The sequence below is a fragment of the Amycolatopsis silviterrae genome, from assembly GCF_042684085.1.
GTDB classification, from domain to species: Bacteria; Actinomycetota; Actinomycetes; order Mycobacteriales; family Pseudonocardiaceae; genus Amycolatopsis; species Amycolatopsis silviterrae.
The window spans coordinates 105,514-130,018 of record NZ_JBHUKS010000030.1 but is presented as its reverse complement, the minus strand read 5'-3'; the positions used below and the strand labels follow the sequence as shown (position 1 = coordinate 130,018).

Genomic DNA, 24,505 nt, shown 5'->3' with positions numbered 1-24,505 from the left:
TGGGGGTCGTGAGTGGCGTTGCCGGTTCTCACCGGCAACGCCGCTCACGAGATCACATGCTGCGGAGCACCGAGACGACCACGCCGAGCACCGCGGCCCGGTCTCCGTCGATCACGTCGTAGGCCGGGTTGCGGGGCTCGAGGTAGACGTGCCCGTCGCGGCGGCGGTAGACCTTCACCGTCGCCTCCTCGTCGATCATCGCGGCGACGATCTGGCCCGAATGCGCCTCGTGCTGCTGCTTCACCACCACGATGTCGCCGTCGCAGATCGCCGCGTCGACCATCGAATCGCCGCGCACGCGCAGCCCGAAGACGGTGCCGCGGCCGGTGAGCCCGCGCGGCAGCTGCATCACGTCGTCCACGTGCTCCAGCGCGGCGATCGGCGTGCCGGCCGCGATGTCGCCGACCACCGGCACCGGCACGGAGTCGGCGCTCTCGCGGGCGGGGACGTCGCCGAGGAACGCGCGCACGTCGATCGGCCGCGACATGCTGGAGCTGCGGCGCAGGAAACCCTTGTCCTCCAGCGCGGCGAGATGCTTCGACACCGAGGACGTCGACCGCAGCCCGACCGCTTCGCCGATCTCGCGCGTGCTGGGCGAATACCCGTGCCTGCCCACCCAGTCCCGGATGGTGGCGAGGATGTGCTGCTGCCGCTCGGGCAGGGCCGAAGCGTCCAGGTCGTCGAAGACGTCGTCGTAGGCGGTCACGGGCCCGATCGTAGAGGGCGTCCGGGCCGGTCGCCGGGGCCGGGGGCGTTGTTCCACTGTGGACTGTGGATGCGGTTGGTAGACTTTTCCCTCCGGAGGGTGACGGAGGGGGAGCGGGATGACGCAGCCGCTGGAGCGGCCCAAGGCGACGGGGATCGGCATCGCGGTGGCGGTGCTGCTCGCGCTGCTGGAGATCTACGGGGCATCCGGGGCAATCTGGTGGGTCGGCAACATCGTGACCGGCAGAGGCACCGCCTCCGATTACCTGTCTGTGGTGTCCCTGCTGCTGGCGATCGCAGTGCTCGTCGGCGTGGCGATGATTTTCGCGCGGAGGCAGCGGGTCGGCCGGATGCTGCTCTGGGGTGCGCCGGTGCAGCTGCTTTGTGCGCTCGTCATGGTGATCCTTGCTCATTCCTGGTGGGACAGCATCGCGTACGGCGTGATGACGGTCCTGGCGGTGGTGCTGTGGCTGCCCGCGGTGTCCGCGAAGACGCCTCCGCCCGTGGGATACGGAATGCCTTACGGGGCACCGGTTCCGATGGGACAGCAGTATCCCGGGCAGCAGTATCCGCCGCCGGGCCCGGTTCCGCCGCAGTATCCGCAGCAGTACGGGACGCCGCCGCAGTATCCGCAACAGCCGTATCCCCAGCAACCGTATCCGCAGCAGCAGCCGTATCCGCCGCAGCCGATGCCGGGCCAGCCGCCGCAGCCGCCGCAAGGGTGGCCGGGCCGGTGATCACTGCCCGGCGAAGTGCCGCTGCTGGTCGGTGACCTCGGCCAGCACGCGCTTGAACTCCTCGTACTCGCCCCGGCCGAGCCGCCGGGCGTGCCGGTCCTCGATCGCGGCGAGCACGCGGGCCGAGGCGCTGATCATGGCCTGCCCGCGGGCGGTCGGGCAGACGAGTTTCGCGCGCCGGTCGGTGGGGTCGGGGCGGCGTTCGACGTAGCCGAGCGTTTCGAGTTCGTCGACCATCGTGCCGATGACCTGCTTGCGCCGTCCGGACAGCCGGGACAGCTCGGTCGCGCGCGAGCCGTCCGGGCTCAGATAGGCGAGCACCGCGCCGTGCCGGGGGCTGAGGTCGCCGAAGCCCTCGGCGGCCAGCGCGGTGAACAGTTCCCGCTGCACCGCGAACAGCAGCTGCCCGGCGAGCATGCCGAGATCGGGACGGGCGGGCACGCGGGACTCGGGCACGGCGAAGATCGTAGCCCGCGGCCGGACGCGGGTCAGGACCGCCGGGGGAGTACGCAGAATTCGTTGTCTTCCGGGTCTTTGAGGACGATCCAGTGGTCGTTTTCCGGATCTTCCACGACTCTCGCGCCCAGGGTGACGAGGCGGGACACCTCGTCGCGCTGTTCCACCGTGTCCGGCGCGATGTCCAGGTGCAGCCGGTTCTTGACGGTCTTCCCTTCGGGCACCGGCTGGAACAGCAGCGCCGGCCGGTCCGGCGCCTTCAGTTCGACGTAGCCGAGCCCGTGGCTGTCCTGCCACCGTTCGGTCCGCGGGCAGCCCAGCGCCTCCCGCCAGAATTCGGCGAGCGCGTCGGCGTCCCGGCAGTCGACGGTGACGGCGATCAGGTGACTGCTCATGCCCGGCGGCTACCCGCGATCCGGCCCGGTTACTCATCCGTCCACAGTGGACGTCAATGCGGGTGGGCGAGCAGGGTGCCGAGCCCTGGTCCGGCGGCCGGGCGGCCGAGCAGGGTGAGGCAGTGCCACAGCGTCACCTGCGTCGCGGTAAGCACCGGTTTGCCCGCGAGGTTTTCGAGTTCGGCGAGCAGCGGCGCGGTGTGCAGGGCGGTTTCGGGGAGGAGGACGGCTTGGGCGTCCGGGGATTCGGCGGCGCGGACCAGGTCACGGATGCGGTCGCTGTCCCAGGCGGCCAGGTCGCGGTCCGAACCGGCGTCAGCCGACACGGCGTGCACGGTTGCGATGTCTTCCTCGGCAAGGAACGCCGCGAACTTGTCGGTGATCTCCGGCGCGTACACCGAAGCGAGCGAGATCCGCTTGAGGCCGAGCCGGTGCGCGGCGGCGAGGAACGCCAGCGACGTGCTGCTCGCCGGGATGCCCAGCGCGTCCGTCAGTGCGGCGGTCTGCGTTTTGGCCACGGCGACGCCGTCGAGGAAACTGCAGCTCGTGCACGCCCAGCTGACCACTCGCGGGGACGTCGTGAACTTCGCCGCCGTCGCGACCAGCCGGTCCGGTTCGCTCAGCTCGCGCACGGCGGTCTGGACGGTTTCCCGCTCGACGACGTCCCGTGCCCAGGGCACGTAGGCGAATTCCACTCCCGGCCGGGCGTCGAGGCAGCCGGCCAGTGCGGTGAAGTCGTCTTCGGCGCACTCGCGCGTGGGATACAGCAGACCGATCATCCCGGGCAGTGTCGCACTCGTCCGCCCGCCCGGCAGAACTTCAGGAGCCGGGGCCGGAGTAGATCTCCTCGGCGGCCGGGGCCTTGAACGGGTGGGGGCCGTCCCCGCTGAAGTCCAGCGTGCCTTGTTTCGGGGACTCGTACCGCACCAGCTCGTAGGACGAACCGATGCGCTGGAGGTAGATCGTCCTGCTGCCGTTCCGGTACCGCACCGCCGGAGCGCTCGCCAGGTCGACGGGTTCGCCCTCGGAGTAGCCGGGCCGGTCGAGGTCGTCGGCTACGCTGCCGACGAAGAAGTCGAGGTCAAGGGCGCGGGTGAGCGCTTCGCGGAAAATCCCGGCCATCGGGGAGTCCATCGGCACCCACTTGCCGTCCACCGCCGCGAAGTCCTTGGCGGACAGCCTGGCCGCGTCGGCCATCCCCTTGTTGTACTTCACCCAGATCTTGTCGCCGACGCGCAGCAGCTGCATCGCCAGGCCGTCCGACTCGATCGTGCCGCCCGCACTGTCGTGGTTGAGCTGCAGATCGAGCTTGGTCTTCCGGCTGTCCCCGCCCTTGACATGGAGGGCGACCGACATCTTCAACTGGCTCGCGGCGGTTTCGCCGACCGTCGCGGCATCGGGCGGCGCGTCGAACGGCTTGGCAGGCGAACTCGCGGCCGCGCTGACCAGAGACTGGGCGGCGTTTTCGCCGGAGCCGGAGCAGGAGGTGCACACGAGCGCGGCAGCGGCCGCGAGGAGGAGACAGCGAGACACCGGGCGAATCATGCGATTTCCGTTCGGGACAGGCCCGGGACCACCGCCGGGCGCATCCGCTTATCGCGCGGCCCGGCGGTTCGTTACGGCTGTGGTCCACAGTGGACGAACAGCCTCGCGTTCCCGAGCGGCACGGGAACGCGAGGCCGCCCGGTCAGGAGCCGGGGCCGGAGTAGATCTCCGCGGCGGGCGGGGCCTGGGCGGGGACCGGCTTGTCCCAGCCGGTGAACTCCATCGTGCCTTCCTTCGGGGACTCCATCCGCAGCAGGCGGTGCGGTTCGACGGCCTCGACGAAGACCGTCGTACCGTCGTTCTGGTACCGCAGCGCCGGGGCACCCGCCACGTCGGCGGGCTGACCCGTCGTCAAGCCGGGCTTGTCGGTTTCGCTGGCCATGCCGCTGACGAAGACGTCGAAGTCGAGGAACAGCTTGAACGCCTCGCCGAGACCCTGGCCGAGCTTGGAGTCGAGCGACACCCACTTGTCGTTCACCATCGCGGCGGCCGCGGCGGGCAGCCCGGCCTGTTTCGTGAGAGATTCGCTGAACCTCATCCAGACCTTGTCGCCGACGCGCAGCACCGGCACCACGACGCCGTCCTTCTCGATCGAACCGCTCACGCTGTCCCGGTTGAGCTGCAGGTCGAGCTTCATCCCGCCGCCGTCGCTGTTCGTGCCCTTGACGTGGACCGCGGTCGACTTCTTCATCGCGGCCTTGACGGCCGCGGGGTCGAGCGGGCCAGCGGCCGAGGAACTCGCGGCCGGACTGGCCGCGGCGGGCGGCGGGGCGGCGGTGTCGCCGGAGCCGGAGCAGGAGGTGGACACGAGCGCGGCAGCGGCCGCGAGAGTGCCGTAGCGCAGAAGAAAACGAGGCGAAACCGGGCGAATCATGCGATTTCCGTTCGGGACAGGCCCAGGACCACCCCTGAGCACATCCGCTTATCGCCTGGTCCGGGTGCCCGTTACGGCGCTTCGGTTTCCGTCACGCATCCGTGACCCGCGGCGCGGTCCACTGTGGACTAGCTGGCGGCGCGGGTGGCGGTGTAGCCAGGGTGCGGCAGCCGCTGCGGACGGCCGCCGGGGTGGTACTCGAAGTGCCACCATTCGTTGTCGTACACGCGGTACAGGCCGAATCGTCCGCCGTGGACTTCGAGCCACTGCGCGCCTTCGTAGGGGCGCACGTCGAGCGCGACGCCTTGCACGTGCTGCGATTGCGCGGGCGGCAACGTGAGCTGCAGGGCGAGTTCGTGCGAACCGGCGCGCAGCACCTCTTTGCGGAACAAGTCGGCCTGCGTCGCGGCATCGCGGTGCCCGGACGTCAGGCCGAGCAGGATTCCGTGCCGCCACAAGGCTTCGGTGCGCGCCGCGGTGAACGCGGCGTGCGTGCCGGGGGTGAGCCCGGCGAGGTTTTCGGCCGGGTAGCGGGCCCCCAGCGCCCACTGGCACGCGACGTGCCGTGCCCGGCCCCGCGCGACCACCCACGCGACCGGCACGAAAAGCACCGCGAGCACGTGGGTGACCACTCGGTAGATTCCGGTCACGGCAACGCCTTCACGACCGCGGCGGCGGCCTGCGCGATCAGCTTGTCGTCGGACTTCGTGTCTTTGCCCGCCCGGTCGGACAGCACGGCGAGCACGATCGGCGCCCGGTGCGGCGGCCAGAGCACGGCGATGTCGTTGCGCGTGGCGTAATCGGCGGAACCGGTCTTGTCCGCGACCGGCCAGTCCGCGGGCACGCCGGCGCGGATCACGTTCGCGCCGGTGGTGTTGGCGCGCATGATCTTCGTGAGCACGGCCTGCTTGTCCGCCGGGAGTCCCGAGTCGAGCGCGACGGCGCGCAGGTCCTTGGCCCAGACTCGCGGGGTGGTCGTGTCCCGGACGTCACCAGGGCTCGTCTCGTTGAGAGCGGGCTCGATGCGGTCCACGTGGGTGACCGTATCCCCCAGCCTGCGCACCTCGGCGGCCAGCCCGGCCGGACCGCCGATTTCGCGGAACATGAGGTTATCCGCCGTGTTGTCGCTGTAACGCAGCGCAGCGTCGAGGACGCTCTGTAACGACATTTGCTCCCCGATGTGCTTCTCCGTGATCGGGGAATTGGGCACGAGATCGCTTTGCCGAATCGTGACCGTCCGGGCCAGGTCATCCCCTCGGTGCAGGATGGCTGCCGCGTTGAACACCTTGTGCGTGGAAGCGTAGGCAAAGCGGTCGTCGGCGTGATAGGCGACTTCGCGGCCGTCGCCGGTGTCGATCGCGTAGACGCCGAGGTGCGCGTCGAAAGCCTTTTCCAGCGCGGCGAAATCCGGCTGGACGACTGTCTTGGCGGCGGCCGGAGCGGCGGACGGCGCCGGGGCGGCCGGTGGTGCTGGTGTGGCACATGAGGCTAGCGCGACCAATGCGAACGCGGCCAGGGTCAGCCTGCGGAACACGGGGTTCTCCCTCCGAAGTCGATCAACTCCCCAGCAGCGTGCCCGCGCCGGTTCATGCGGTCCAAGACACTTCTGTGCGAGATGATGCGAATCTGGCATAAGCTCTGGTCGTGGACTTGGTCGGCTGCTGCAAGGCGTTCGTGAGCGTGACCGAAGCGGGGAGTTTCACCGGCGGCGCGGCGGTCGCGCGGATCCCGCAGCCGGTGGCGAGCCGCCGCATCGCCGCGCTCGAACGGCACCTGGGGGAGCGGCTGTTCGACCGGTCGACGCGGCGGGCGCGGCTCACGCCGTTCGGCCGGGACCTGCTGCCGTCCGCGCAACGCCTGGTCCGGCTCGCCGAGGCGATGGAGCACGACGCCGAGCGCGCGCGCCGGCGGCCGCTGCGGCTGGCGGTCCCGGACACGTCCACCACCCGCGATCTCGCCGAACTCGAGGCGCAGGCCCGGACCGTCGAGGTGTTCCTCGAATTCCGCGTCGCCGGGCCCGCTGAACGGGCCGAGCTGGTGCGGACGCAGGAGGTGCGGGCCGCGCTCGTCGCGGTGCCGCCGGAGGACGGGGAGTGGACGGTGCCGCTGGGGCTGGCGAGCGAGGCCGAGCCCGGCGAACCGGTGCGGTACCTGGAAACCCTGCGCGCGGGCCGGTCGGCGGGCGCGCGGCGGCGGGTGTGGGTGCAGCCGGAGGACGACGTGCCGCACGTCCGCGACCGCGTGTTCCGCGCGCGCGACGCGGCCGGGCTGCTGCCCGCGCAGGTCGAGGTCGCCGGAACGCTGACGACGGCCGCGGCGAGCGTCTTCGGTTCGGCGGATTTGCTGCTGTGCTCGGCGGATCAGGCACGGGAGCTGGGGCTGGCGTGGCGGCCGGTGGGCGATGTCCGGCTCGCGCGCGGGTACGACGTGGCGGCCGGGCTCGGCGACGACGTCGACCGGGTACGGACGCCGCTGCGCGCCGCGATCGCCCGCTGTCTCGGCGCGAGCGTTGGGGCAGACTGACGCCGTGAACACTGAGGCGCTGCTGGCGCGGCTGCGGGACGAACTGGACGAAGGCGGGCTGCGCGGCTCGTTCCTCGTCCGCGATCTCGGGTCCGGCCGCGAGATCGGGATCGAGCCCGACCTGGAGTTCGCGACCGCGTCGCTGGTCAAGGTCCCGCTCGTGGCGGTGATCGAGGACCGGATCCGGCGCGGCGAACTGGACGGCGCGCGGCAGGTCGAGATCGCACCCGACCGCATCGACACCGCCGGGCCGACCGGGCTCTCGCGCTTCCGGCATCCGGCGCGCGTGGCGGTCGCCGATCTGATGTACTTGGCTTCGGCGATCAGCGACAGCGCCGCGGCCGACGAGCTGTTCGCGCTCACCTCGCCCGCGGAGGTCACGCGAACGGTGCGCGACTGGGGGATCACCGGCATTTCGGTGCGGCATTCGGTGCGGGAGCTGAGCGATACGCCGGTGGAACGATTCGCCGCGGCCGACGTGCATCTCGCGCACTCGCTGGCGATCGGCGCGGTCACCGAGGGACAGGGACATCCGGTGCGGCAGCTGGACGTTTCGCGGGCGAGTTCGGGTTCGGCGCGCGCGTTCGCCGACCTGCTGACCGCGTTGTGGACGCCGTCGAAGATCGACCCGGACGTGTCCGCGCGGGTACGCGAACTGATGGGCGAAAACCTGCTGCGCCAACGGCTGGCCCCGGATTTCGCGTCCGATTCCGCCAAATGGTCCTCGAAAACCGGGACCTTGCTGAACCTGCGGCACGAGATCGGGGTGGTGGAGCACTCCGACGGCCAGAGTTTCGCGGTCGCCGCGCTCACCGAATCCCGCGTGCCGGCGGCGGTCCAGCCGGAGGCGGAGATCCTGATGGCCCGGGTCGCCCGGACGCTGCGGGACCACCTGCGGGCGCGCGGCTGAGCGGCCCGGCCGGGTCCGCCCCCTCGCGGCGGACCCGGCCGGTTCCCTCGTCAGACGAGGCCCAGCAGCGTGAGGATGAGAACAATTCCGTGCGTCTGCATTTTCGCGCACCTCCCTCCCGGATCCGGGCACGGAAAATCCCCGCCGCGAAAGCCGTGCTATTCGCGGTTTCCGGGACTTCCGTGATTCTCGGCGATCCGCCCGCGGCGGGCGGCGTGCACCAAGAATGCGATCCGGGAACGAGGGCGGACAAGGGGTTTCCTGTTTCCTCGAAAGCAGGAAACACTGCTGCCGCGGACGTCCGTGAAAGAACCCCGAGGGACTCGGAACCAATGCCCGGAAGCGCGGGCGAGGCTGCGGACGCGGTCGCGCTGGTCAGCCCAGCCCTACGGGGCCGGCCGTCGCGGGTTTCGTCGTCCGTGAGGGGAACCCTCACGGACTCTGATTCCCTCAGGGTTCCCTTCACGGCCCTTCGAAAACCCCGCGCGGGCCTGCTCGGGGCTGCTCAGCGAAGGGTCGGAGTGCCCCAGGCGAGGGCGGCCGGCCGGGTCGTGCGGGCGGCCGGGCCCGCCGGGGAGACGCCCGCCGCCGGGCGGCAGATCTCCAGCCGCAGCCGCCGGACGCCGGTGACGTCGAGTTCGGTGTGCCGAGGGCTGCCGAACGCGGAATGGTCGAGATGGCGGATTTCCCCGTCGAGCCGGACGCAGAACAGCCCGGTCTGGAATGCCGCGTCCTCGGCGTCGTCGAGAATTCCGGCGACCGCGGTGAAATGCGCGTATCTGCCGCCGAGGTCGATTTCCGCGAACGCCCACGAGCCGGAGGTCGGCCCGGCGGTGCGGAAAACGACGCTGTGCTCGTAGCTGATCCCGTCGATCCGCGCTGAGCCCGCCGTGATGTCCGCGCTCTTGTCGCGCCACGGCAATTCGGTGGCCAGCGTCGGCCCGGCCGCGGAATCCGGTGCGCCGCGCCAGATCCCGCGCACCGGGCGCTCGTGCTGGCTGCGGCCGGTGATCGCGGAGATCAGCCCGGCGACGCCGTCGTCGGTGAATTCCGGAATCCGGTAGTGCGTGGTGCAATACGGGGTCAGGAACGACGGGATGTCCTCGACGGCGCCTCCGGGCAGGATCACCGGCAGGATGCGGCGGGTCTCCCCGTGCAGGTCGCGGGTGAGCGCGTCGCGCATGATCCGCGCCTCGAACTGGGAACCGCGGCCCTCGTCGAAGGGCGCCTCGCCGTTCGCGCGCCGTTTGTAGTCCGGGGAGGCGATCACCAGGACGAAATCGGCGGCGAGGATGTTCCGGATCGCCCAGTCCGACCAGTCGAGTCGGGCGGAGTCGTCCCACTGGTCCAGCCGGACGTCGAGCCCGATCCGGGCGCGCAGGAAGCTGGCGAAGGCCCCGACCCGCTGGTAATGCGCGGCGGTGTCGTGGGCGTAGCTGATGAAGATCCGCGGTGCGGCGGGGGCGGACATCGGTCTCCTCGGATTCCGGCGGCAGCGACCGGTCCAGTTTCGGCTCCGGCCCCCGGCGCGACCGGCGGCCGCGGGTTTTCGGCCACAAAGTGTCCAGAATCTGTCCCTTGTCCGCGCCGGGGCCGAAGGTATCGTCGGTGGTCGAGTCGAGCACAGCCACGGCCGCGGAATTCGACGGGGAGCGCTGCCCAGGTGTATCACTACGACGTTTTCATCAGTTATCTGCGGACCGCCGATCCGATCGCCCGATGGGTGCGCAACCATTTCCAGCCCCTGCTGCGGGAACTGCTCGACGGCAACCTCGACCGGGAGGTCAAGGTGTTCTTCGACGGCTCGGTCCGGGTCGGCGGGCGCTGGCCGGACGAGGTGCGCTCCGCCTTGCGGCACACCAGGATCCTGGTCCCGGTGTGCTCCCCGAAGTACTTCTACAACGAATGGTGCCTCGCCGAGTGGGCCTCGATGGAACGCCGCGAGGAACTGGCCTGCGGGGACCGCCCGGCCACCCTGATCTACCCGGTGATCTACTGCGATTCGAAGAATTTCCCGCCGTACGCGCACGAGCGCCGGTGGGAGAATCTGACCGAATGGAATCATCCGTACGAGCAATTCCAGGCCTCGCCGAAATACATCGGTTTCCACGACCGGATGAACCGCATCGCGGCCGAGATCGAGGAACTGCTCAGCGACGCGCCGGTGTGGCGCGCGGACTGGCCGGTGCTCACTCCCCGGCCGGACGTCCCGCCCGCGTCCCGTTTCCCGAGGCTCTGACGCGATGGCCGGGACCGTGATCACGTTCTACTCCTACAAAGGCGGGGTGGGCCGGAGCTTCACGCTGGCCAACGTCGCGGTGCTGCTGGCCCGCTGGGGGCATCGCGTGCTGTGCGTCGACTGGGACCTCGAAGCGCCGGGCCTGCGCGAGTACTTCCGCCCGCGGCTGAACCGGGCGCCGAAGGGCGGGGTCGTCGACCTCGTGACCGACTTCCGGACGGGCTCCGTCCAACCGAACCGGCACGTCCTCCCGGTCGATCTGGACACCGTGCCCGGCGCACTGGATTTCCTTCCGGCGGGCTCCGACAGCCCTGATTATCCGGGACAGGTACAGGGAATCGACTGGGAGAGTTTGTACGACGACGAGTTCGGCGAGTACCTCGAACGCTGCCGCGAGACGTGGACCTCGGACTACGACTACGTCCTGCTCGACAGCCGCACCGGGATCTCCGACGTCGGCGGCATCTGCACCGCGCACCTGCCCGACCGGCTGGTCGTCCTCTACACCGCGAACATGCAGAGCCTGCGCGGCGCAGTCGACGTCGCGCACCGGGCGAACGTCGCGCGGAATGCCCTGCCGTACGACCGGCCTCAGTTGCCAGTGCTGCCAGTGCTTTCGCGGTTCGACACGCGCGAGGAGTACGACCGCTCGGAGAACTGGCGGGAAATCTGCCTCGACGAGACGCGGAGCCTGTTCGACAGCTGGCTGGACCAGGAGGTCCCGCCCGCGGTGATGGCCCGGCACCTCACGCTGCCGTACGTGTCGTACTGGACTTTCGGCGAGCAGTTGCCGGTGCTGCAGGAGAAAAGCCCGGGCGCGGACCAAATCGGGTTCGCCCTCGAAACAGTCGCCGCGGTGATCGCGCATTCCTTCGACCGGACCGAGCTGCTGGCCGAAAACCGCGACGCCTACGTGGCGGCGGTCCGCACCAAGACGCAGAACTTCGCCTACGACATCCAGGTCAGCATGCCCCGCTCGAGTCTCGACGTCGCCAAGAACGTGGTGGCGGAGCTGGAAAAGCTCGGCATCCGGGTCGGCCGGTCGCTGTCGGGCGACCGGTCCTGGCTCGGCCGCGCGGAGACCGACGCCCGGCACCTGTGCCTGGTGATCGACGGCAAGGCGAGCCGGTGGCAGCTGGCGGAGGTCGAGCTGTTCCTGCACCGCACGCTCGGCCAGGACCGCAGGCTGATCCCGGTGCTCACCGAAGGGACCGACCCGCGCGAGCTGTCCGGGTACCTCGGCAATCTGCGGCATCTGCGGCTCAGCTCGGTGAACGGCCCGGCGAAAAGTCGCGCGCGGCCTCGCCGACGAGATCGGAGCAGGCCGGTCGCTGGTCGACACCGGCCAGGCCGACCTCGTTTCCCTGCTGCGGCAAGCGGTGCACGCGCGGCTCCGGCCGGGGCTGTGGGACCTCGTCGACGACCTCGCCGGCGAAATGCCCGCCGCAGTCGGCGCCGGGGACAGCGTGCGGGCGCAGGAACTCGGCGCGGATCTGGCGGTGCTGCTGCGCCCGCGCCGGGACGACGACGGCGCGATCCCGCCGCCGCAACGGGTCCAGAAGGTCCTGGACTGGGCCCGGCGGGTGCTCGACGTGCGGGTGACCGGCGGCTAGCCGCGCCCGCGAAATCCCCACGCCCGGCCGCGCCCGCGGCCGGGACGCCCGGTGAGAAAGGACGGCGGATGCACGAACGACTGAGCCACAAGCAGTCCGCGGCGATGATGGCGCTGATGGTGCACGGCCAGGAGATGTCGAACCCGCAGCTGCGCGAGAGAGCGGGTTTCGCGCTCGACGGGAGGGATCGGCTCAAGCTCAACGAAAAGTACGTCAGCAGCAGGAAATCCGGCCGCGCGTTCGTGCACCGGCTGACCGACGACGGCTGGGTCTGGTGCGAGGAGGAACTCGCCTCGCTGACCCCGCCGAAACCGGTGCGCAGCACGCTGACCGTGGTGGCTTACCTGGCGCTCAACCGGTTCTTCGAGTACCTGCGCCTGCACAACGTCTCCCTCAAAGAGGTGTTCTCCGGGGCCGACGCGCCGCCGGTGGCGGACCTGGAGGAAGCGATCCGCACGGCGTACCGGAAACTCGCCCGCTCGCCCCGCGGCTGGGTCGGTCTTGCTGACCTCCGGCCATTGCTCGGCGATGCTGCGAGCACTGAGGTAGACGCAGTGCTCAAGCAGTTGAGTCGTACGGGGCAGGCGCACTTGGTGCCCGAGTCCAATCGCAAGGCTCTCACCCCTGCAGACCGGGATGCGGCCGTGCGCATTGGCGGTGAGGACAATCATCTGCTCTCCATCGAGGCGTCATGATCGAACACCTCGCTGTTCTGGCGACCTTGCGCTTCGACTGGGTCGACGCGCCCGACCACGTTTGGCGGGATTCGCCTTACCATGTCGACGGCCTGCACGCCGACGTGATGGCCGCGATCGACGCCAGGATCCGTCATGCGGCTGCGAGTGACGGACCGAGCCCGATTGGCCTCGCGATGCAGGGGATGAAGGGCGTCGGCAAGACGCATCTGCTCGGCATGGTCCGGCGGGCCGCGCATCAGGCAGGCGGCTACTTCTTCCTGGACAACCTCACTGCCGCTGACGCGTTTTGGGAAGATGCGGCCGACGCGTTGCGCCATGGTCTGTCGCGTTTGGACGGTTCTGGGGAACCACAGGTGCGCAGCTTTGTACGGCGGGTGTGCGAGCGCAGCGACGTGCCGTGGGAAAGCACTGCGGCGCTGTTGAGCGGCCGGGGATTGAGCCGATCGCATCTCGAAGCGTTCCTGACCGGACTCCGAAAACTGGACCGGCAGGTCGCGATCGAATGTGCGGACACGGCCCGCGCGCTGGTGCTGTACGCATCGGACGATGCGACTCACAATGAGGTCGGCAACGAGTATCTCAGCCGGAACGAGGAAACGAAGTCCGGTGCCCGTCGCAAGTGGGGCATCGGGAGGAAGCCCAAGTCCTCGTCGGCGCAAGTGCACGACCTCACGCGGTTGCTCGCGCTGACCGGGCCGCTGGTGATCAGCGTCGATCAGTTCGACACGTTGATCGCCAGCTCGGAGAAGCTGGCGCGGGAAAGCGGGCGGCCGGGGGCAACCGACCTGGTTGTCGCCCAGATCGCCGACGGGCTCATGGGACTGCGGGATATCACCCGCCGGACGGTGACCGTGCTCGCGTGCCTGCCTTCGACGTGGGAGCTGGTCAAGGAGAAGGCTGCCGACACCGTGCCCGACCGGTTCGAGGAAACGCGCACGCTCGGACGGGTCCTGGACGGCGAGGTGGGTCGGCGCCTGGTGGAACGGCGTCTCGGGGTCGCCTACGCGGCGATGGATTTCACTCCTCCGCACGCGACCTGGCCGGTGGCCGCCTCGGCATTCGACGGCCCGTGGGAAGAATGCACCCCACGGGAGATGCTGAAGCGAGTCGGTGCGCACATCGAGGCGTGCGTCCGAGCCGAGCGAGTGGTGGAAATGACCACCTTCGATCCGGACACGCCGACGACGCTGCCTGCGCGTTCCCATCCGAAGCTTGATCGTTTCGCTGAACTCGATGCGTGGTTCGAGCAACTCCGTGCCGAGGCGGATCCGTCAGCGCTGCTCGACCACAAGGTCGAGGACGAGGTGATGCCCCGGCTGCTCTCGGCCGCATTGCGCGGTTGGATCACTGAGGTCGGCGACGACGAGATGGAGTGGGACACCCGCGGCAGCGACGGCGAGTTGCATGCCTGGCTCACCCATACGCTCGACGAGACTTCGGACCTTGAGGAGCACTGGGCGTTTCGTGCGATAGCCGCAAATCATGCTGTCGCGGTGCTGAACCGGTTCCGCAAGGCTCGTTCGGCAGCCGGACAGCGACGGGGAGCGGACAACCGGCACCTCGTTGTGATCAGGAACTCGTCATGGTCCAAAGGCAAGCAGACCCAGGCCGAACTGCGGGCCTTCGAAGCGGCCGGCGGGAAACGGCGCAAAATGTCCGAAGCGGACGTCCGCACGTTCTGGGCGCTGGACGAGATGTTCGTCAAGGGTGGCCCGGACGTCCACGAATGGCTCATCGACCGCCGTCCGGCCCGGCGCTCCCAGCTGCTCTCCGGTGTCCTGCCCGACACCGCGGAACGCCCCGGCAACCCGGCGCCCCCAGTCCAGCACTCGCCGACCCAGCCGCCCCTCTTCCCCCAACCCACCTCCATACCAGCGCAAACGCAGCGTTCCGCCCGCAACGGCACCGCGCAGGCCCCCCGCTCCGACGGAACCCACCCCCCGCCCGAGGCCGCCCTCACCCTCGGCACGGAAACCGGCTCCGGCGCTCCGGTCCGGATCGAACTGTCCGCCCTGCGCAAGCACGCCGCGGTCTTCGCCGGATCCGGGTCGGGGAAAACCGTGCTCCTGCGCCGGATCGTCGAGGAATGCGCGCTGCTCGGCGTGTCGTCGATCGTGCTGGACCCGAACAACGACCTCGCCCGCCTCGGCGACGCGTGGCCGAGCCCGCCGAGCGGGTGGGGGCCGGAGGACGCGCGGCTCGCGGAGCGGTATCTGGAGGGCACCGACGTCGTCGTGTGGACGCCGGGCCGCGCCGCCGGACGGCCGCTCGGGTTCGAGCCGCTGCCGGATTTCGCCGGGGTGCTCGACGACGAGGACGAGTTCGCCGCGGCGGTCGAGGTGGCGGTGGCCGCGCTCGCGCCGCAGGCCCGGCTCACCGGCAGCACCGCGAAGGCGGACATCGGCCTCGCGGTGCTGCGGCAGACGATCGTGCACCACGCGCGCACCGGGTCGCGGAGCCTGCCCGAGCTGATCCGGGTCCTCGCCGATCTGCCCGAGGGCGTCACGGATCTCAACGGCGGAAGGAAAATCGCGGCCGAGGTCGCCGAGCTGCTCAAGGCGGCGATGGTGAACGATCCGCTGTTCGCCGGGGCCGCCACCCCGGTCGATCCGGCGCTGCTGCTCACCCCGGCGGACGGCAAACGCGCGCGGATCTCAGTGATCAGCTTCGCCGGGCTGCCGTCCGAGTCTCAGCGGCAGAGTTTCGTGAACCAGCTGCAGATGGAGCTGTTCGCGTGGATCAAGCGGAATCCGGCGGGGGACCGGCCGCTGGGCGGGCTGTTCGTCATGGACGAGGCGCAGACGCTCGCGGCGTCCGGGCCGCTCACCGCGAGCACGCGCAGCACGATCGTGCTGGCCGCGCAGGCCCGGAAGTACGGGCTCGGGCTGCTGTTCGCGACGCAGGCGCCGAAAGGCCTGCACAACCAGATCTCCGGCAACGCGACGACGCAGTTCTTCGGGCGGCTCAACAGCCCGGCGCAGATCGCCGCGGCGAACGAGATGGCGCGGGCGAAAGGCAGCCAGGTCGCGGACATCGCGCGACTGGAGCGGGCCCAGTTCTACGTGTCCGGGGAGGCGTTCGGGTTCCGGCGGGTGTCGGCGCCGCTGTGCCTGAGCCACCACCCGGCGAGCCCGCTGCGGATCGAGGAGGTGCTCGCGCGGGCCAGGAACGGGGAGGGAAGAGGGGAGGGGTGAAACAGCGGCCCGGGCCCGGGGATCCGTCCGGACCCGGGCCGCTGCGGATCAGACGCCCGCGACGGACTGGATCCAGTCGCGGTACTGGGTGACGTTGATGTAAGCGGTGTAGGACTGGCGGTCGCTGGTCGAGGCGACGCCGACCTGCTTGCCGTTCGCGTACATCGGGCCGCCGGAGTCGCCGCCGGCGGTGATGCCGTCGCCGCGGTTGGCGCACACCGACACGCCGGCCGCGCCGTCCGGGCAGTCGACCGAGGTGACCTGGACGTTCGCCACCTTCAGCTGCTGCGACTGGCAGTTGATCTCGGGCTGGTCGGTGCAGGTCGCGCCCCAGCCGTAGACCTGGACCGTGTCGCCGACGTTGACGTCGCTCGCGGTGCCGAGCGGCGCGTACTCGGTCTCCACCTTCTGGTCGATCTGGACCAGCGAGATGTCGGCGTCGGGGGAGTCGTGCACCGACGTCGCGGAGACCTCGGTGCCCTGGGTCTGGTCGAGGCTCCCGATGTGGAAGGTGATCTGCTTGCCGCCCGCGCCCTGGGTGCAGTGCCGGGCGGTGAGGATCCAATCCGGCGCGACGATCGTGGCGGAGCAGAGTTCCTGGCCCCCGGCGAACATCCGGGCGGCGGCGTGCAGGGAGTCGGCGTTGCTGCCGTCGATGATGGCGGGCTGGGCGGGGGCGGCGGAGGCCGGGGCGGCCGCGACTGCGGCGGCGAAGGCCAGGCCGGACAGGACTGCGGCGGTACGCGCGATTCGCACTGGTGATCATCTCCGGTGGGTACGGGGAGCTGTCAGGTACTGACCCACCGTCGTGAATGTCGGTAAATGACGGAACCCGCCGAAGGTCGGGCCCGCAGAGTTCCCGACTTTCGTCGTAGGACAGGCGGAGCAGTCCCCGCCGGAGGTGCGCGGACGGGGACTGTGCGCGCGGTCACCGTGCCCGGAGGTCCAGAATGGTGTCGGGTGGACGTGCGGGAGCGACGGGCCCCGCCTGGGACAGGGAGCGCAGCACGCGGATGGAAGCCGGCTCACAGGGATCGGCACGGCTGAGGTCGTCGTACCGCTACGACGACCTCGACGTGCTCACGCTGCTGCTGGCGGGCGAACTCGACGCCGGCACCGCGCTGGTGGTGGTGCGCGCGGTGACGTTCGCGCTGGCCAAGCGCCCGATGGCGCTGGTGCTGGACCTGACCGGGCTGACCGAGCTGAGCGACGCGGGCGTCCACGTGCTGCGGGCCGCGCAGGACCGCGCGGCCGCCGAGGGCGTGGTGCTGCGGCTGCTCGCGCACCCCTCCGGCGCGGCGGGCCGCCGGCTCGCCGAGACCGGGATGACCGGGGTGTTCGACATCTATCCCGACCGCACGGCGGTCCGCGTGGAGACCGACCGGATCGCGTTCCTGCGCCGGATGCGCCGGCGTCTCGACGCGGGCTGAGCCGGGTCCGGTCCGGGCTTTCCGGCCCGCCCGGGCCTGCCGGGCTCCGGCGGCGTGGCCCGAGCGGGTGAACTTCCCGGATTTTTCCGCCGGTGGTCCGGACCAGTGCCCGGAGGTGACCAGTTCACGCGAGCAGCGCTTCGGCGAGTCCCTGCTCCTTGATCGAGTCCCGCAGTTTCGCCAGCGCGCGGCATTGCGTCACCCGGACGTTGCCCGGCGAGATCCCCAGCGCCTTCGCCGTTTCGGCCGACGTCAGGCCGACGACCACCCGCAGCGTCAGGATTTCCTGCTGCAGCTTCGGCATCCCGGCCAGCAGCCTGCCCAGCGACGCGCCGAGGTCGGCGGTCATCGTGTGCGATTCCGGGCCGTCGCCGAGATCCGGGTTCTCCGGGACGTCGGGCACCGGCCGCGAACGGTCGCGCGACACCGCGCGGAACGCGTCGGCTACCTTGTTCGCCGCGATCGCCCGCACCAGGTGCAGGAACGATCCGCCGCGGTCCTCGTAGCCCGGCACCGCCTGCAGGACCGCGATGCACACTTCCTGCGCGACGTCGTCGGCCGACAGGTACGACAGGTCGCGGCCGCCGATGCGGGCCCGGCAGTAGCGCGCGATCACCGGTTTCAGCAGCGCCAGCAGTTCCGGGGCCGCACCGGGGACGCCGTCGCGGGCCGCGCGGACGACGGTTTCCAGCTGCTGCGGCAGCCCGGACGGGCGCGGCAGCGCGGCCAGCGGGACATAGCCTTCGACCGGCTCGGGCACGGTGGCGGTGGGCATAGGGGTCGTTCCTTTCGTACGGGCGGCCGCGGCGGTCCTCGCCCGCTTGCTCCGGGAATCGGGGGCCCGCGCGCGAATGTTGCGCGGGCGCGGGTCTTGTCCAGCTTCTGTCCGTTGCGCGGCAACGAGTTCAGCGCGGACCTGGACAGATCTTGGACAGGTCCGGCCCGCCGGTAGCGCGGCGCGCCGCGGCGGCGATCCCGGTGCGGTCGGAGAGTTCGTCCCGATCGGGAAGGGGAATCGCGATGATCACGCACTGACCGGAGGCCCGGCCGGTTCAGCCGGCCGGGCACCACCGGATGCCGTAGGCGAAACCGGGCGCGAGATGTTCGAACAGCAGGTGCGCCTCGCCCGATCCGTCCGGGTGCACCACGTCGCCGCGCGCGCCCGGATCGCGTGCGTCGTCCTGGAACACGCGGTCCAGCCGCACGATTTCGGGCGGCGGCGCGGCCGGAAAGCGCACATGCAGATCGAACCGGTCGACCGGATGCCGCGGCACGCACACGTAGTGCGGATGCCGGAATTCCGCGCGGAACCGCAGCGCGAGGTCGTGGGTTTTCCCGCGCGGCAGCGGATCGGCCAGCTGCAGGGCGAGCCCGACCCGGTCGTTCGATTCCATCGCGCGGCGGACCAGCGTGCCGCCGTGGAAGACGTCGACCTCCAGATCGCTTTCCCGCACCGGCCCGGAGGTCGCGGACGTGGTGGTGAGGGTGAGCGCGAGGTCCAGTTCGGCGACCTCGTCGGCGTCGGCGACGATCCGCCGGAACTCGAACACCTCGGGCCGATCCTGGTCCAGCGCAAGGAAGACGCGCAGCAGCTCGGTGTGCCAGCTGCCGTCCGGCGCGGGCCGCCCGCCGCCCTCGCGCGGCGCGGCCAGCGCGAGCTGCGCGACGTGCTGGATGCCCTCGTCGATGCGCCGCCGGATCGTGCGGTCGTCGCGGTCCAGCTCGCGCGCGGCCCAGTGCACCCGCTCCTGGTAGAACGGCTTGCGCGCAGGCTCGTGCATCGCGAACGCGGCGAGCACGGCGATCCGGAGATCGTCCGGGAGCGTCTTGGCCAGCGGTTCCAGCACGTGCGCGAGCCGGTCGCGGATCTCCACGTTTTCCGCGTGATCGGGAATCCCGCACACCTCGCGCAGGACCGGGCCGACCCGAATCCCGAGCGGAGTGGTGAATACGCCGCGCCCCTTCCGGAGAACTTTCAATTCCGCGACCAAGTCCGCCGCGTTCGGTTCCACCCGTTCCTCCCTCGCGTCTCCCCGCCCGCAGCCACTGTTCCGCAATGCGGCCGCCGATGTCCAGCCTCGCCCGGCGGCGGCGCACGGACTGTGACCGTAATGATTTCCCATTCCCGCATACGGCTGGCGGGCCCCGGTTTATCCGCGCCGGAAATTCGCTCGGATGGCGCCTTCCCGAAACGGCGGGTGACTGATCTATTGCCGCGCGCCGGGGTCTCCGGATGCGGGCGGGGCGGATGGGACGCGAGGGGCGCACGTCCCGTCCGCGCTGCTGGCAGGCGGTCAGCCGATCCCGTTCGGGCAGCTTGCGATCTCGTAAGCCGTGCTGCCCGGCGGCCGGGGCTACGATGCGGACCGTCCCGTTCGCCGAATGCCTTTCCCGGCGGCGGGGCGCGCACGCGCAATCCGGCCTCCGGTTTCCCGTTCACCTGTTTAAGGCGGAAACGGGAAACTCCTTCCCCGGCGGGCGGGGGCTCCCGCATTCTCGGGACAAGCCGCCGATCGGGCGGGCGGAAATCCGCCGAAGGAGCTGCCGTGAAGGTCGTCTGTTCGTTTTCTCTGCTGGTGCGGGCCGCGTTGTGGCTCGCCGGGATCGCACTCGTGTCCGGCCTCGCGCTCGGCCATCCCGGCGGGCCCGGGGCGGTCGTGCCGCCGGTTCCGGCGCGGACCGCGCCGTGACCGAACCGCGCTCCGGCGCCTGCCGGACCGTCATACTGGGAGCGAGAAGAAGGTGGAGGCGGATGACCGCGCGCGCGACTTTCGGGGCGGAATTGCGGAGGCTGCGCACTTCGGCCGGGCTGTCGCTCACCGAACTGGCCGGCCGGGTGCACTACAGCAAGGGCTACCTGAGCAAGGTCGAAACCGGTTTCGCTGCCCCGAATTCCACACTCGCGGCCCTATGCGAAGCAGAATTCCACACTCCTGGCGTCCTTACTTCGCTGATTCCCGCGGAAACCGGCAAACGCCGGACCCGGCCGGACACCCGCCCGTCCGGCCTCCCTCCGGTGACCGCCGACTTCACCGGCCGCGACGAGGAATCCCGGGCGGTGCGCGAGATCCTCGAATCCGACGGCGGCGTCTGCGTGATTTCGGGGATGGGCGGAGCGGGCAAGACCGCGCTGGCGGTGCGGTGCGCGTACCGGCTCGAAGCGTCCTTCGCCGACGGCTGCCTCTTCCTGGACCTGCGCGGCACCTCCGACGAACCGGTCACGCCCGCCGACGCGCACGACCGGCTGCTCCGGATCCTGGAGGTGCCCGCCGAGCGGATCCCGGCCGATCCCGACGACCGCGCCGCGCTGTTCCGGACCTGCCTGCGCGGCCGGAGTTTCCTGCTGGTGCTGGACAACGCGGGCAGCACCGGGCAGGTGCGCCCGCTGCTGCCCGCCGAACCGAAATGCCGCGTCGTGGTCACCAGCCGCTCCCGGCTGCCCGCGCTGGACGAGGCGAGGCACGTCTCGCTGGGCGTCCTCCCGTCGGATTCGGCGGCCGCGCTCGTCGCCGCGGTGACCAGCGCACCGCCCGACGCCGCGCGGCGGATCGCCGACCGCTGCGGCCGCCTCCCGCTGGCGATCCGGATCGCCGCCGCCCGCCTGCGCGCGCACCCGGCATGGGATGTCGCGGAACTGGAACGCCGCCTGGCCGACGAAACCCGGCGCCTGGGCGAACTCGACGACGGCGAACGAAGCCTGGCCGCCGCGTTCCGCTTGTCCGTCCGCCAGCTGGGCGAGCCGGAGGCACGGCTGTTCAGCCTGCTGGCCCTGCACCCCGGCCCGGACTTCGACGTCACCGCCGCGCAAGCTCTAGGTTCCCTGGACGCCCTCTCGGCGGAACGCCTGCTCGACCGGCTGCACCAGGCGTACCTGCTCACCCAGCCGGAACTGGGCCGGTTCGGTTTCCATGATCTGGTAAGGGTTTTCGCCGCCTCCGGGGCCGCTGACAACGATGCCTTCGGCCGCCTCGCGGACTTTTCCGCAGCGACGGCGGAACGAGCCGACCGCGCGATCAGCGGCCCGCGATACCGGCCGGAAGTCACGTACCCGCCGGGCCTGCCCGAGGTGGAGTTCCCGGACCAGGACGCCGCGATCGCCTGGTTCCGCGCGGAATGGCCGAACCTGGTCGCGCTCTGCCGCCGGGCCGGCGAGTCGGAGCGATGCTGGCAACTGGCGTTCTTCCTGCGCGGTTTCTTCTACCTGACCAAACTGTGGGACCCGTGGATCGCGACCCACCGCTGGGCGCGCGCCGCCGCCGAAGCCACCGGCAACCGCTGGGCCGCCGCCACGACCACCGCGAACCTGGGAATCGCCTACGTCGACCGCGGCGACCTGGACGCGGCTTCCCAGTGCTATCGCCAAGCCCTGCGGGAGTACCGGGAAATAGGCGACCGCCACGGCGAAGCGACCGCGCTGGCCCATGCCGCCTGGGCCGAGCACTACCGAGGCAACCACGAACAAGCCTTGCGGGACTTGCGTTCCGCCGCGGACTTCTACGACCTGACCGGCAACCGCCGCAGCCGCGCCATCACTCGGCGAGGCGTCGCACTGGTCCTGACCGCACTGGGCCGCCCCGCCGAAGCCGCCCGTCTGGTGGAGGAAACCTTGGAGGTGTTCGAGGACCTGGAGTTGGAACTGGACGTCGTGATGGGCCTGAATTGTCTCGGTTGGGCGAAATTCCGCGCTGGGGAGTATGTCGATGCATCGTCGGCGTACCGGGAAGCGGCGGCTCGTGCGGAGGCTCGCGGAAGCACGCACGAGGCGGCTCGCGCTTACCTGGGGCTGGGGAATGTCGCTGCGGCGCGGGGGAGTGCTTCGGATGCTGCCGGGCAATGGGAACGCGCTGATGCCGCGCATGCTGAGCTTGACCCGGTGACCGTCGGAGAGGCAGCCGCGCGCGCCGAGTTCCACTGAGGACTCCGGCTCGGCCGAAGGGCCTGTCGAGATTCGCCTCTTCCGGACGCGCGCAGGTGATTCCACAGCTCGCTGATGTCCTCCTGCCGACTTGTCCCGCTGGCAGGAATCCCGTCGCTGGAGGCAGGGCGCATCTGGGGTGCTGGTCGCTGGGTAAGAATCCCGTCGTCGGAAGCTGGGTGCGTCTGGCCTGTCCGGGGTGTTGGCTGCCGGGTAAGAGCCCCGTCGTCGGAAGCTGGGTGCGTCTGGCCTGTCCGGGGTGTTGGCTGCCGGGTAAGAGCCCCGTCGTCGGAAGCTGGGTGCGTCTGGCCTGTCCGGGGTGTTGGCCGCTGGGCAAGAACCCCGCCGCCGGAAGCCAGGCCCGCCTCGCCCCGGAGTGTGCCCGCCGTCTCTGCCCGTTGTGGCCGGGCTTTCGGGGCGGGCGGGGGCGTGCTGGGATGGGCGGATGGGATCGTCGCCCGAGCCGATTGAGCAGTTGCCTCGCGTGGCGGGGTTCCGGGCGCTGATGTTCGCCCTCCCGCCGGTCGGGCGGCGGTGGTCGGCGGGGCTGCGGGCCGCGGCGGCGGTGGCGGTTCCGGGGATCGCGCTGGTGCTGGCGGGGGCGTCGGCCTCGGCGTTGTTCGTCACGCTGGGGACGTTCGCGGTCTTGTACGGCGAGGGGCGGCCGTACCGGGTTCGCGCGGGTGTTGTCGCGACTGCTGGTGCCGGGTTGCTCGCGGCTGCCGCACTGGGTGCTTCGGTGGGGATGGTCGTTCCGCCTGGGCCGGTGTCCGTTTTGGTGGTTTCGGCGGTCGCGGTGCTGGCGACGTACGTCGTCGACGCGTTGCGGCTCGGGCCGCCGGGGCCGTTGTTCTTCGCGCTCGTTTGCGCGGGTGCGCAGGCTGCCGTCGAGGCGGGTGCGCGGCCGTGGGTCGTGCTGGGGTGCGCGGCGGCGGGGGTCGGGTCGTCGGTGGTGGTGTCGATGGCCGGGGTACTGGCTGATCGGGCCAAACCGGAACGGACCGCCGTCGAACGTGCGGTGCGGGCGGTCGACGTCTTTGTCTCGGCGGAGCGGAAAACGGCGGAGGCCCGGCACGCCGCTGGCGCTGCGGTGTCCGCGGCGTGGACTGCGTTGCACGACGCGGGACATCCACGCCGGGGCACTCAACCGGACCTGGTGGCGAAGCTGCTCGCCGCGCACCGGCGGTTCGCGGACGCCTCGCCCGGCGAGTCCGTCGAGCTGCCGCCAGGGAAACTGCCGTTGCCGCGACCGAGCATCGGCTACCGGCTGCGGCGCGCGGTTCCGTTGCGCTCGCATGCCGCGTTGACGGCGTTGCGCGTCGGGGCGGGGTGCGTAATCGCGGGGGAGCTGGCGGTGGCGGTCGGGTTCGGACGTCCGCATTGGGCGGTCCTGAGCGCGCTCGTGGTGCTGCAGCAAGGCTTGGACCGGCGGCGGGCGAATGTGCGTGCGCTGCACCGGTTTGTCGGGACTGCCGCCGGGCTGGTGCTCTTCGGGCTGGTGATGATGGCCGCGCCGTCCGGGATCGTGCTGATCTTGATCCTGGCGGTGCTGCAGTTTTGTGTGGAACTGGTGGTGCCGCGGAACTACGCCGTGGCGGTCGTGGTCATCACGCCGCTCGCGCTGCTGGCCGCCGGAGTGGCGAGCCTGCCGGGCCCGGTGTGGCCCGCGGTGGCGGACCGCTTCGCCCAGACGGCGATCGGTGTCGCGGTGGCGGTGGTCGTGCAGTACGCGGTGCTGCCGCGGGCGCACCGGAAGACGCTGGACTGGACCGGATCCCGCGTCCGCGCGGCAGCCCGTGCGGTGCTGGCCGGGGCTCCGGTGCCACGCCCGGCCGCGCGCCGGGACCTCCAGTTCGAATTGGAGGGAGCGACCCGGGCCGGAGTGGACTCGGCGCACAACGAACCCGGCTGGACCGCCGGGCGCTGGCCCGATCACGCGGCACTGGTCCACGACGGTTACGACCTGCTCCAGGCCTGCTGGTCCGCCCCGGACGGCGGAGTGCGGGACGTCGGACGGTGGGAGCGCGCGTTCGGCCGGTGAGACCGGGAGGGTTGCTGGCCCGCCCTGCGGCGCGCGGATGGCTGGTCAGGTGCCACGACTGCCTCCGACGGCGATGCCGTGTGATGCCCGGTGAGGCGCGATGACTGCCTCGGATAGTGGTCTGCCGTGCGAATGCCTGGTCATGATGACTGCCCCGGATGGCGGCTCGTCGCGTGGCTCCAGGTCAGATGCGATGGCTGCCTTGGATGGCGGTTCGCCGCGCGCATGCC

23 protein-coding genes are annotated in these 24,505 nt (G+C 70.8%); 10 read left to right on the top strand and 13 right to left on the bottom strand.

The genetic code is table 11. The features are described from left to right. Positions 1-52: 52 nt before the first annotated feature. Complete coding sequence (gene lexA / locus ACFSVL_RS37800; protein WP_378311498.1) at positions 53-706, bottom strand: transcriptional repressor LexA; 654 nt, start codon at positions 704-706, stop codon at positions 53-55. A gap of 118 nt (positions 707-824) precedes the next feature. Between lexA and ACFSVL_RS37795 the strand changes: the two genes are divergently transcribed. After that, positions 825-1,442 (top strand): hypothetical protein, encoded by a 618-nt coding sequence (locus ACFSVL_RS37795; RefSeq protein ID WP_378311496.1) that lies wholly within the window; start codon positions 825-827, stop codon positions 1,440-1,442. Here the strand turns inward: ACFSVL_RS37795 and ACFSVL_RS37790 are convergent, their stop codons facing one another. From ACFSVL_RS37790 to bla, 7 genes are all read right to left on the bottom strand, one after another. Next, complete coding sequence (locus tag ACFSVL_RS37790; protein WP_378311494.1) at positions 1,443-1,898, bottom strand: MarR family winged helix-turn-helix transcriptional regulator; 456 nt, start codon at positions 1,896-1,898, stop codon at positions 1,443-1,445. Positions 1,899-1,930: 32 nt separating this feature from the next. Further along, the gene (locus ACFSVL_RS37785; RefSeq protein ID WP_378311492.1) at positions 1,931-2,293 is read right to left on the bottom strand and encodes a VOC family protein; all 363 of its coding nucleotides are present in this window, start codon (positions 2,291-2,293) and stop codon (positions 1,931-1,933) included. Positions 2,294-2,346: 53 nt separating this feature from the next. Then, entirely contained in the window at positions 2,347-3,072 is a 726-nt protein-coding gene (locus ACFSVL_RS37780) for a maleate cis-trans isomerase family protein (RefSeq protein WP_378311490.1), read from the bottom strand. A 40-nt stretch (positions 3,073-3,112) separates the two neighbouring features. Continuing rightward, entirely contained in the window at positions 3,113-3,826 is a 714-nt protein-coding gene (locus ACFSVL_RS37775) for a hypothetical protein (protein WP_378311489.1), read from the bottom strand. Positions 3,827-3,980: 154 nt separating this feature from the next. Continuing rightward, positions 3,981-4,712, bottom strand: coding sequence for a hypothetical protein (locus ACFSVL_RS37770; protein WP_378311487.1), 732 nt, complete (start codon positions 4,710-4,712; stop codon positions 3,981-3,983). A gap of 128 nt (positions 4,713-4,840) precedes the next feature. Next, positions 4,841-5,362: a D-alanyl-D-alanine carboxypeptidase family protein gene (locus ACFSVL_RS37765; RefSeq protein WP_378311485.1), complete on the bottom strand. Its 522-nt coding sequence runs from the start codon at positions 5,360-5,362 to the stop codon at positions 4,841-4,843. Then, positions 5,359-6,246: a class A beta-lactamase gene (gene bla, locus ACFSVL_RS37760; protein WP_378311483.1), complete on the bottom strand. Its 888-nt coding sequence runs from the start codon at positions 6,244-6,246 to the stop codon at positions 5,359-5,361. Before bla ends, ACFSVL_RS37765 begins: the two co-directional genes overlap by 4 nt. Positions 6,247-6,350: 104 nt before the next feature. On the opposite strand from bla, the gene ACFSVL_RS37755 reads away from it, so the two are divergent. Together ACFSVL_RS37755 and ACFSVL_RS37750 are read left to right on the top strand one after the other, a co-directional pair. Next, positions 6,351-7,235 carry a LysR family transcriptional regulator gene (locus ACFSVL_RS37755; RefSeq protein WP_449224404.1) on the top strand — a complete coding sequence of 295 codons (885 nt, stop codon included), beginning with the start codon at positions 6,351-6,353 and terminating at the stop codon, positions 7,233-7,235. Positions 7,236-7,239: 4 nt separating this feature from the next. Continuing rightward, the gene (locus ACFSVL_RS37750; RefSeq protein WP_378311480.1) at positions 7,240-8,145 is read left to right on the top strand and encodes a serine hydrolase; all 906 of its coding nucleotides are present in this window, start codon (positions 7,240-7,242) and stop codon (positions 8,143-8,145) included. 505 nt (positions 8,146-8,650) lie between these two features. Here the strand turns inward: ACFSVL_RS37750 and ACFSVL_RS37745 are convergent. Beyond that, the gene (locus tag ACFSVL_RS37745; protein ID WP_378311479.1) at positions 8,651-9,616 is read right to left on the bottom strand and encodes an SEFIR domain-containing protein; all 966 of its coding nucleotides are present in this window, start codon (positions 9,614-9,616) and stop codon (positions 8,651-8,653) included. 192 nt (positions 9,617-9,808) lie between these two features. Between ACFSVL_RS37745 and ACFSVL_RS37740 the strand changes: the two genes are divergently transcribed. From ACFSVL_RS37740 to ACFSVL_RS37730, 3 genes are read left to right on the top strand one after another with little or no spacing between them, the layout of a single operon-like run. Beyond that, positions 9,809-10,384 carry a TIR domain-containing protein gene (locus ACFSVL_RS37740; protein WP_378311477.1) on the top strand — a complete coding sequence of 192 codons (576 nt, stop codon included), beginning with the start codon at positions 9,809-9,811 and terminating at the stop codon, positions 10,382-10,384. Positions 10,385-10,388: 4 nt separating this feature from the next. Then, entirely contained in the window at positions 10,389-12,692 is a 2,304-nt protein-coding gene (locus ACFSVL_RS37735) for a KGGVGR-motif variant AAA ATPase (protein WP_378311475.1), read from the top strand. Beyond that, the gene (locus ACFSVL_RS37730) at positions 12,689-15,889 is read left to right on the top strand and encodes an ATP-binding protein (protein ID WP_378311473.1); all 3,201 of its coding nucleotides are present in this window, start codon (positions 12,689-12,691) and stop codon (positions 15,887-15,889) included. The genes ACFSVL_RS37735 and ACFSVL_RS37730 overlap by 4 nt, the downstream gene beginning before the upstream one ends. A gap of 48 nt (positions 15,890-15,937) precedes the next feature. Here ACFSVL_RS37730 and ACFSVL_RS37725 read toward each other — a convergent pair whose 3' ends face one another. Then, a complete protein-coding gene (locus ACFSVL_RS37725) occupies positions 15,938-16,645 on the bottom strand; it encodes a S1 family peptidase (RefSeq protein WP_378311471.1) in 708 nt (235 codons plus the stop codon). A gap of 257 nt (positions 16,646-16,902) precedes the next feature. On the opposite strand from ACFSVL_RS37725, the gene ACFSVL_RS37720 reads away from it, so the two are divergent. Further along, on the top strand, positions 16,903-17,319 hold the full coding sequence (locus ACFSVL_RS37720; RefSeq protein WP_378311470.1) for an STAS domain-containing protein: 417 nt from the start codon (positions 16,903-16,905) through the stop codon (positions 17,317-17,319). A 124-nt stretch (positions 17,320-17,443) separates the two neighbouring features. Here the strand turns inward: ACFSVL_RS37720 and ACFSVL_RS37715 are convergent, their stop codons facing one another. The 3 genes from ACFSVL_RS37715 to ACFSVL_RS37705 form a co-directional block, all read right to left on the bottom strand. Then, positions 17,444-18,094, bottom strand: coding sequence for a sigma-70 family RNA polymerase sigma factor (locus tag ACFSVL_RS37715; protein ID WP_378311468.1), 651 nt, complete (start codon positions 18,092-18,094; stop codon positions 17,444-17,446). A gap of 130 nt (positions 18,095-18,224) precedes the next feature. Then, positions 18,225-18,347, bottom strand: coding sequence for a hypothetical protein (locus tag ACFSVL_RS37710; RefSeq protein ID WP_378311467.1), 123 nt, complete (start codon positions 18,345-18,347; stop codon positions 18,225-18,227). Between the two features lie 24 nt (positions 18,348-18,371). Further along, positions 18,372-19,331, bottom strand: a complete 960-nt coding sequence (locus ACFSVL_RS37705; RefSeq protein WP_378311465.1) for a hypothetical protein — start codon at positions 19,329-19,331, stop codon at positions 18,372-18,374. Positions 19,332-19,865: 534 nt separating this feature from the next. Between ACFSVL_RS37705 and ACFSVL_RS37700 the strand changes: the two genes are divergently transcribed. From ACFSVL_RS37700 to ACFSVL_RS37690, 3 genes are all read left to right on the top strand, one after another. Then, positions 19,866-20,009 carry a hypothetical protein gene (locus ACFSVL_RS37700; protein WP_378311463.1) on the top strand — a complete coding sequence of 48 codons (144 nt, stop codon included), beginning with the start codon at positions 19,866-19,868 and terminating at the stop codon, positions 20,007-20,009. 62 nt (positions 20,010-20,071) lie between these two features. Then, on the top strand, positions 20,072-22,234 hold the full coding sequence (locus ACFSVL_RS37695) for a tetratricopeptide repeat protein (protein WP_378311461.1): 2,163 nt from the start codon (positions 20,072-20,074) through the stop codon (positions 22,232-22,234). A 445-nt stretch (positions 22,235-22,679) separates the two neighbouring features. Continuing rightward, positions 22,680-24,275 carry an FUSC family protein gene (locus tag ACFSVL_RS37690; RefSeq protein WP_378311460.1) on the top strand — a complete coding sequence of 532 codons (1,596 nt, stop codon included), beginning with the start codon at positions 22,680-22,682 and terminating at the stop codon, positions 24,273-24,275. Positions 24,276-24,505 lie beyond the last annotated feature (230 nt).

Coding starts and splice junctions, on each gene's coding strand:
- ACFSVL_RS37795 (WP_378311496.1), top strand. CDS start 825: ATGACGCAGCCGCTGGAGCGGCCCAAGGCGACGGGGATCGGCATCGCG.
- ACFSVL_RS37785 (WP_378311492.1), bottom strand. CDS start 2,293: ATGAGCAGTCACCTGATCGCCGTCACCGTCGACTGCCGGGACGCCGAC.
- ACFSVL_RS37780 (WP_378311490.1), bottom strand. CDS start 3,072: ATGATCGGTCTGCTGTATCCCACGCGCGAGTGCGCCGAAGACGACTTC.
- ACFSVL_RS37770 (WP_378311487.1), bottom strand. CDS start 4,712: ATGATTCGCCCGGTTTCGCCTCGTTTTCTTCTGCGCTACGGCACTCTC.
- ACFSVL_RS37745 (WP_378311479.1), bottom strand. CDS start 9,616: ATGTCCGCCCCCGCCGCACCGCGGATCTTCATCAGCTACGCCCACGAC.
- ACFSVL_RS37735 (WP_378311475.1), top strand. CDS start 10,389: ATGGCCGGGACCGTGATCACGTTCTACTCCTACAAAGGCGGGGTGGGC.
- ACFSVL_RS37730 (WP_378311473.1), top strand. CDS start 12,689: ATGATCGAACACCTCGCTGTTCTGGCGACCTTGCGCTTCGACTGGGTC.
- ACFSVL_RS37720 (WP_378311470.1), top strand. CDS start 16,903: ATGGAAGCCGGCTCACAGGGATCGGCACGGCTGAGGTCGTCGTACCGC.
- ACFSVL_RS37715 (WP_378311468.1), bottom strand. CDS start 18,094: ATGCCCACCGCCACCGTGCCCGAGCCGGTCGAAGGCTATGTCCCGCTG.
- ACFSVL_RS37695 (WP_378311461.1), top strand. CDS start 20,072: ATGACCGCGCGCGCGACTTTCGGGGCGGAATTGCGGAGGCTGCGCACT.
- ACFSVL_RS37690 (WP_378311460.1), top strand. CDS start 22,680: ATGGGATCGTCGCCCGAGCCGATTGAGCAGTTGCCTCGCGTGGCGGGG.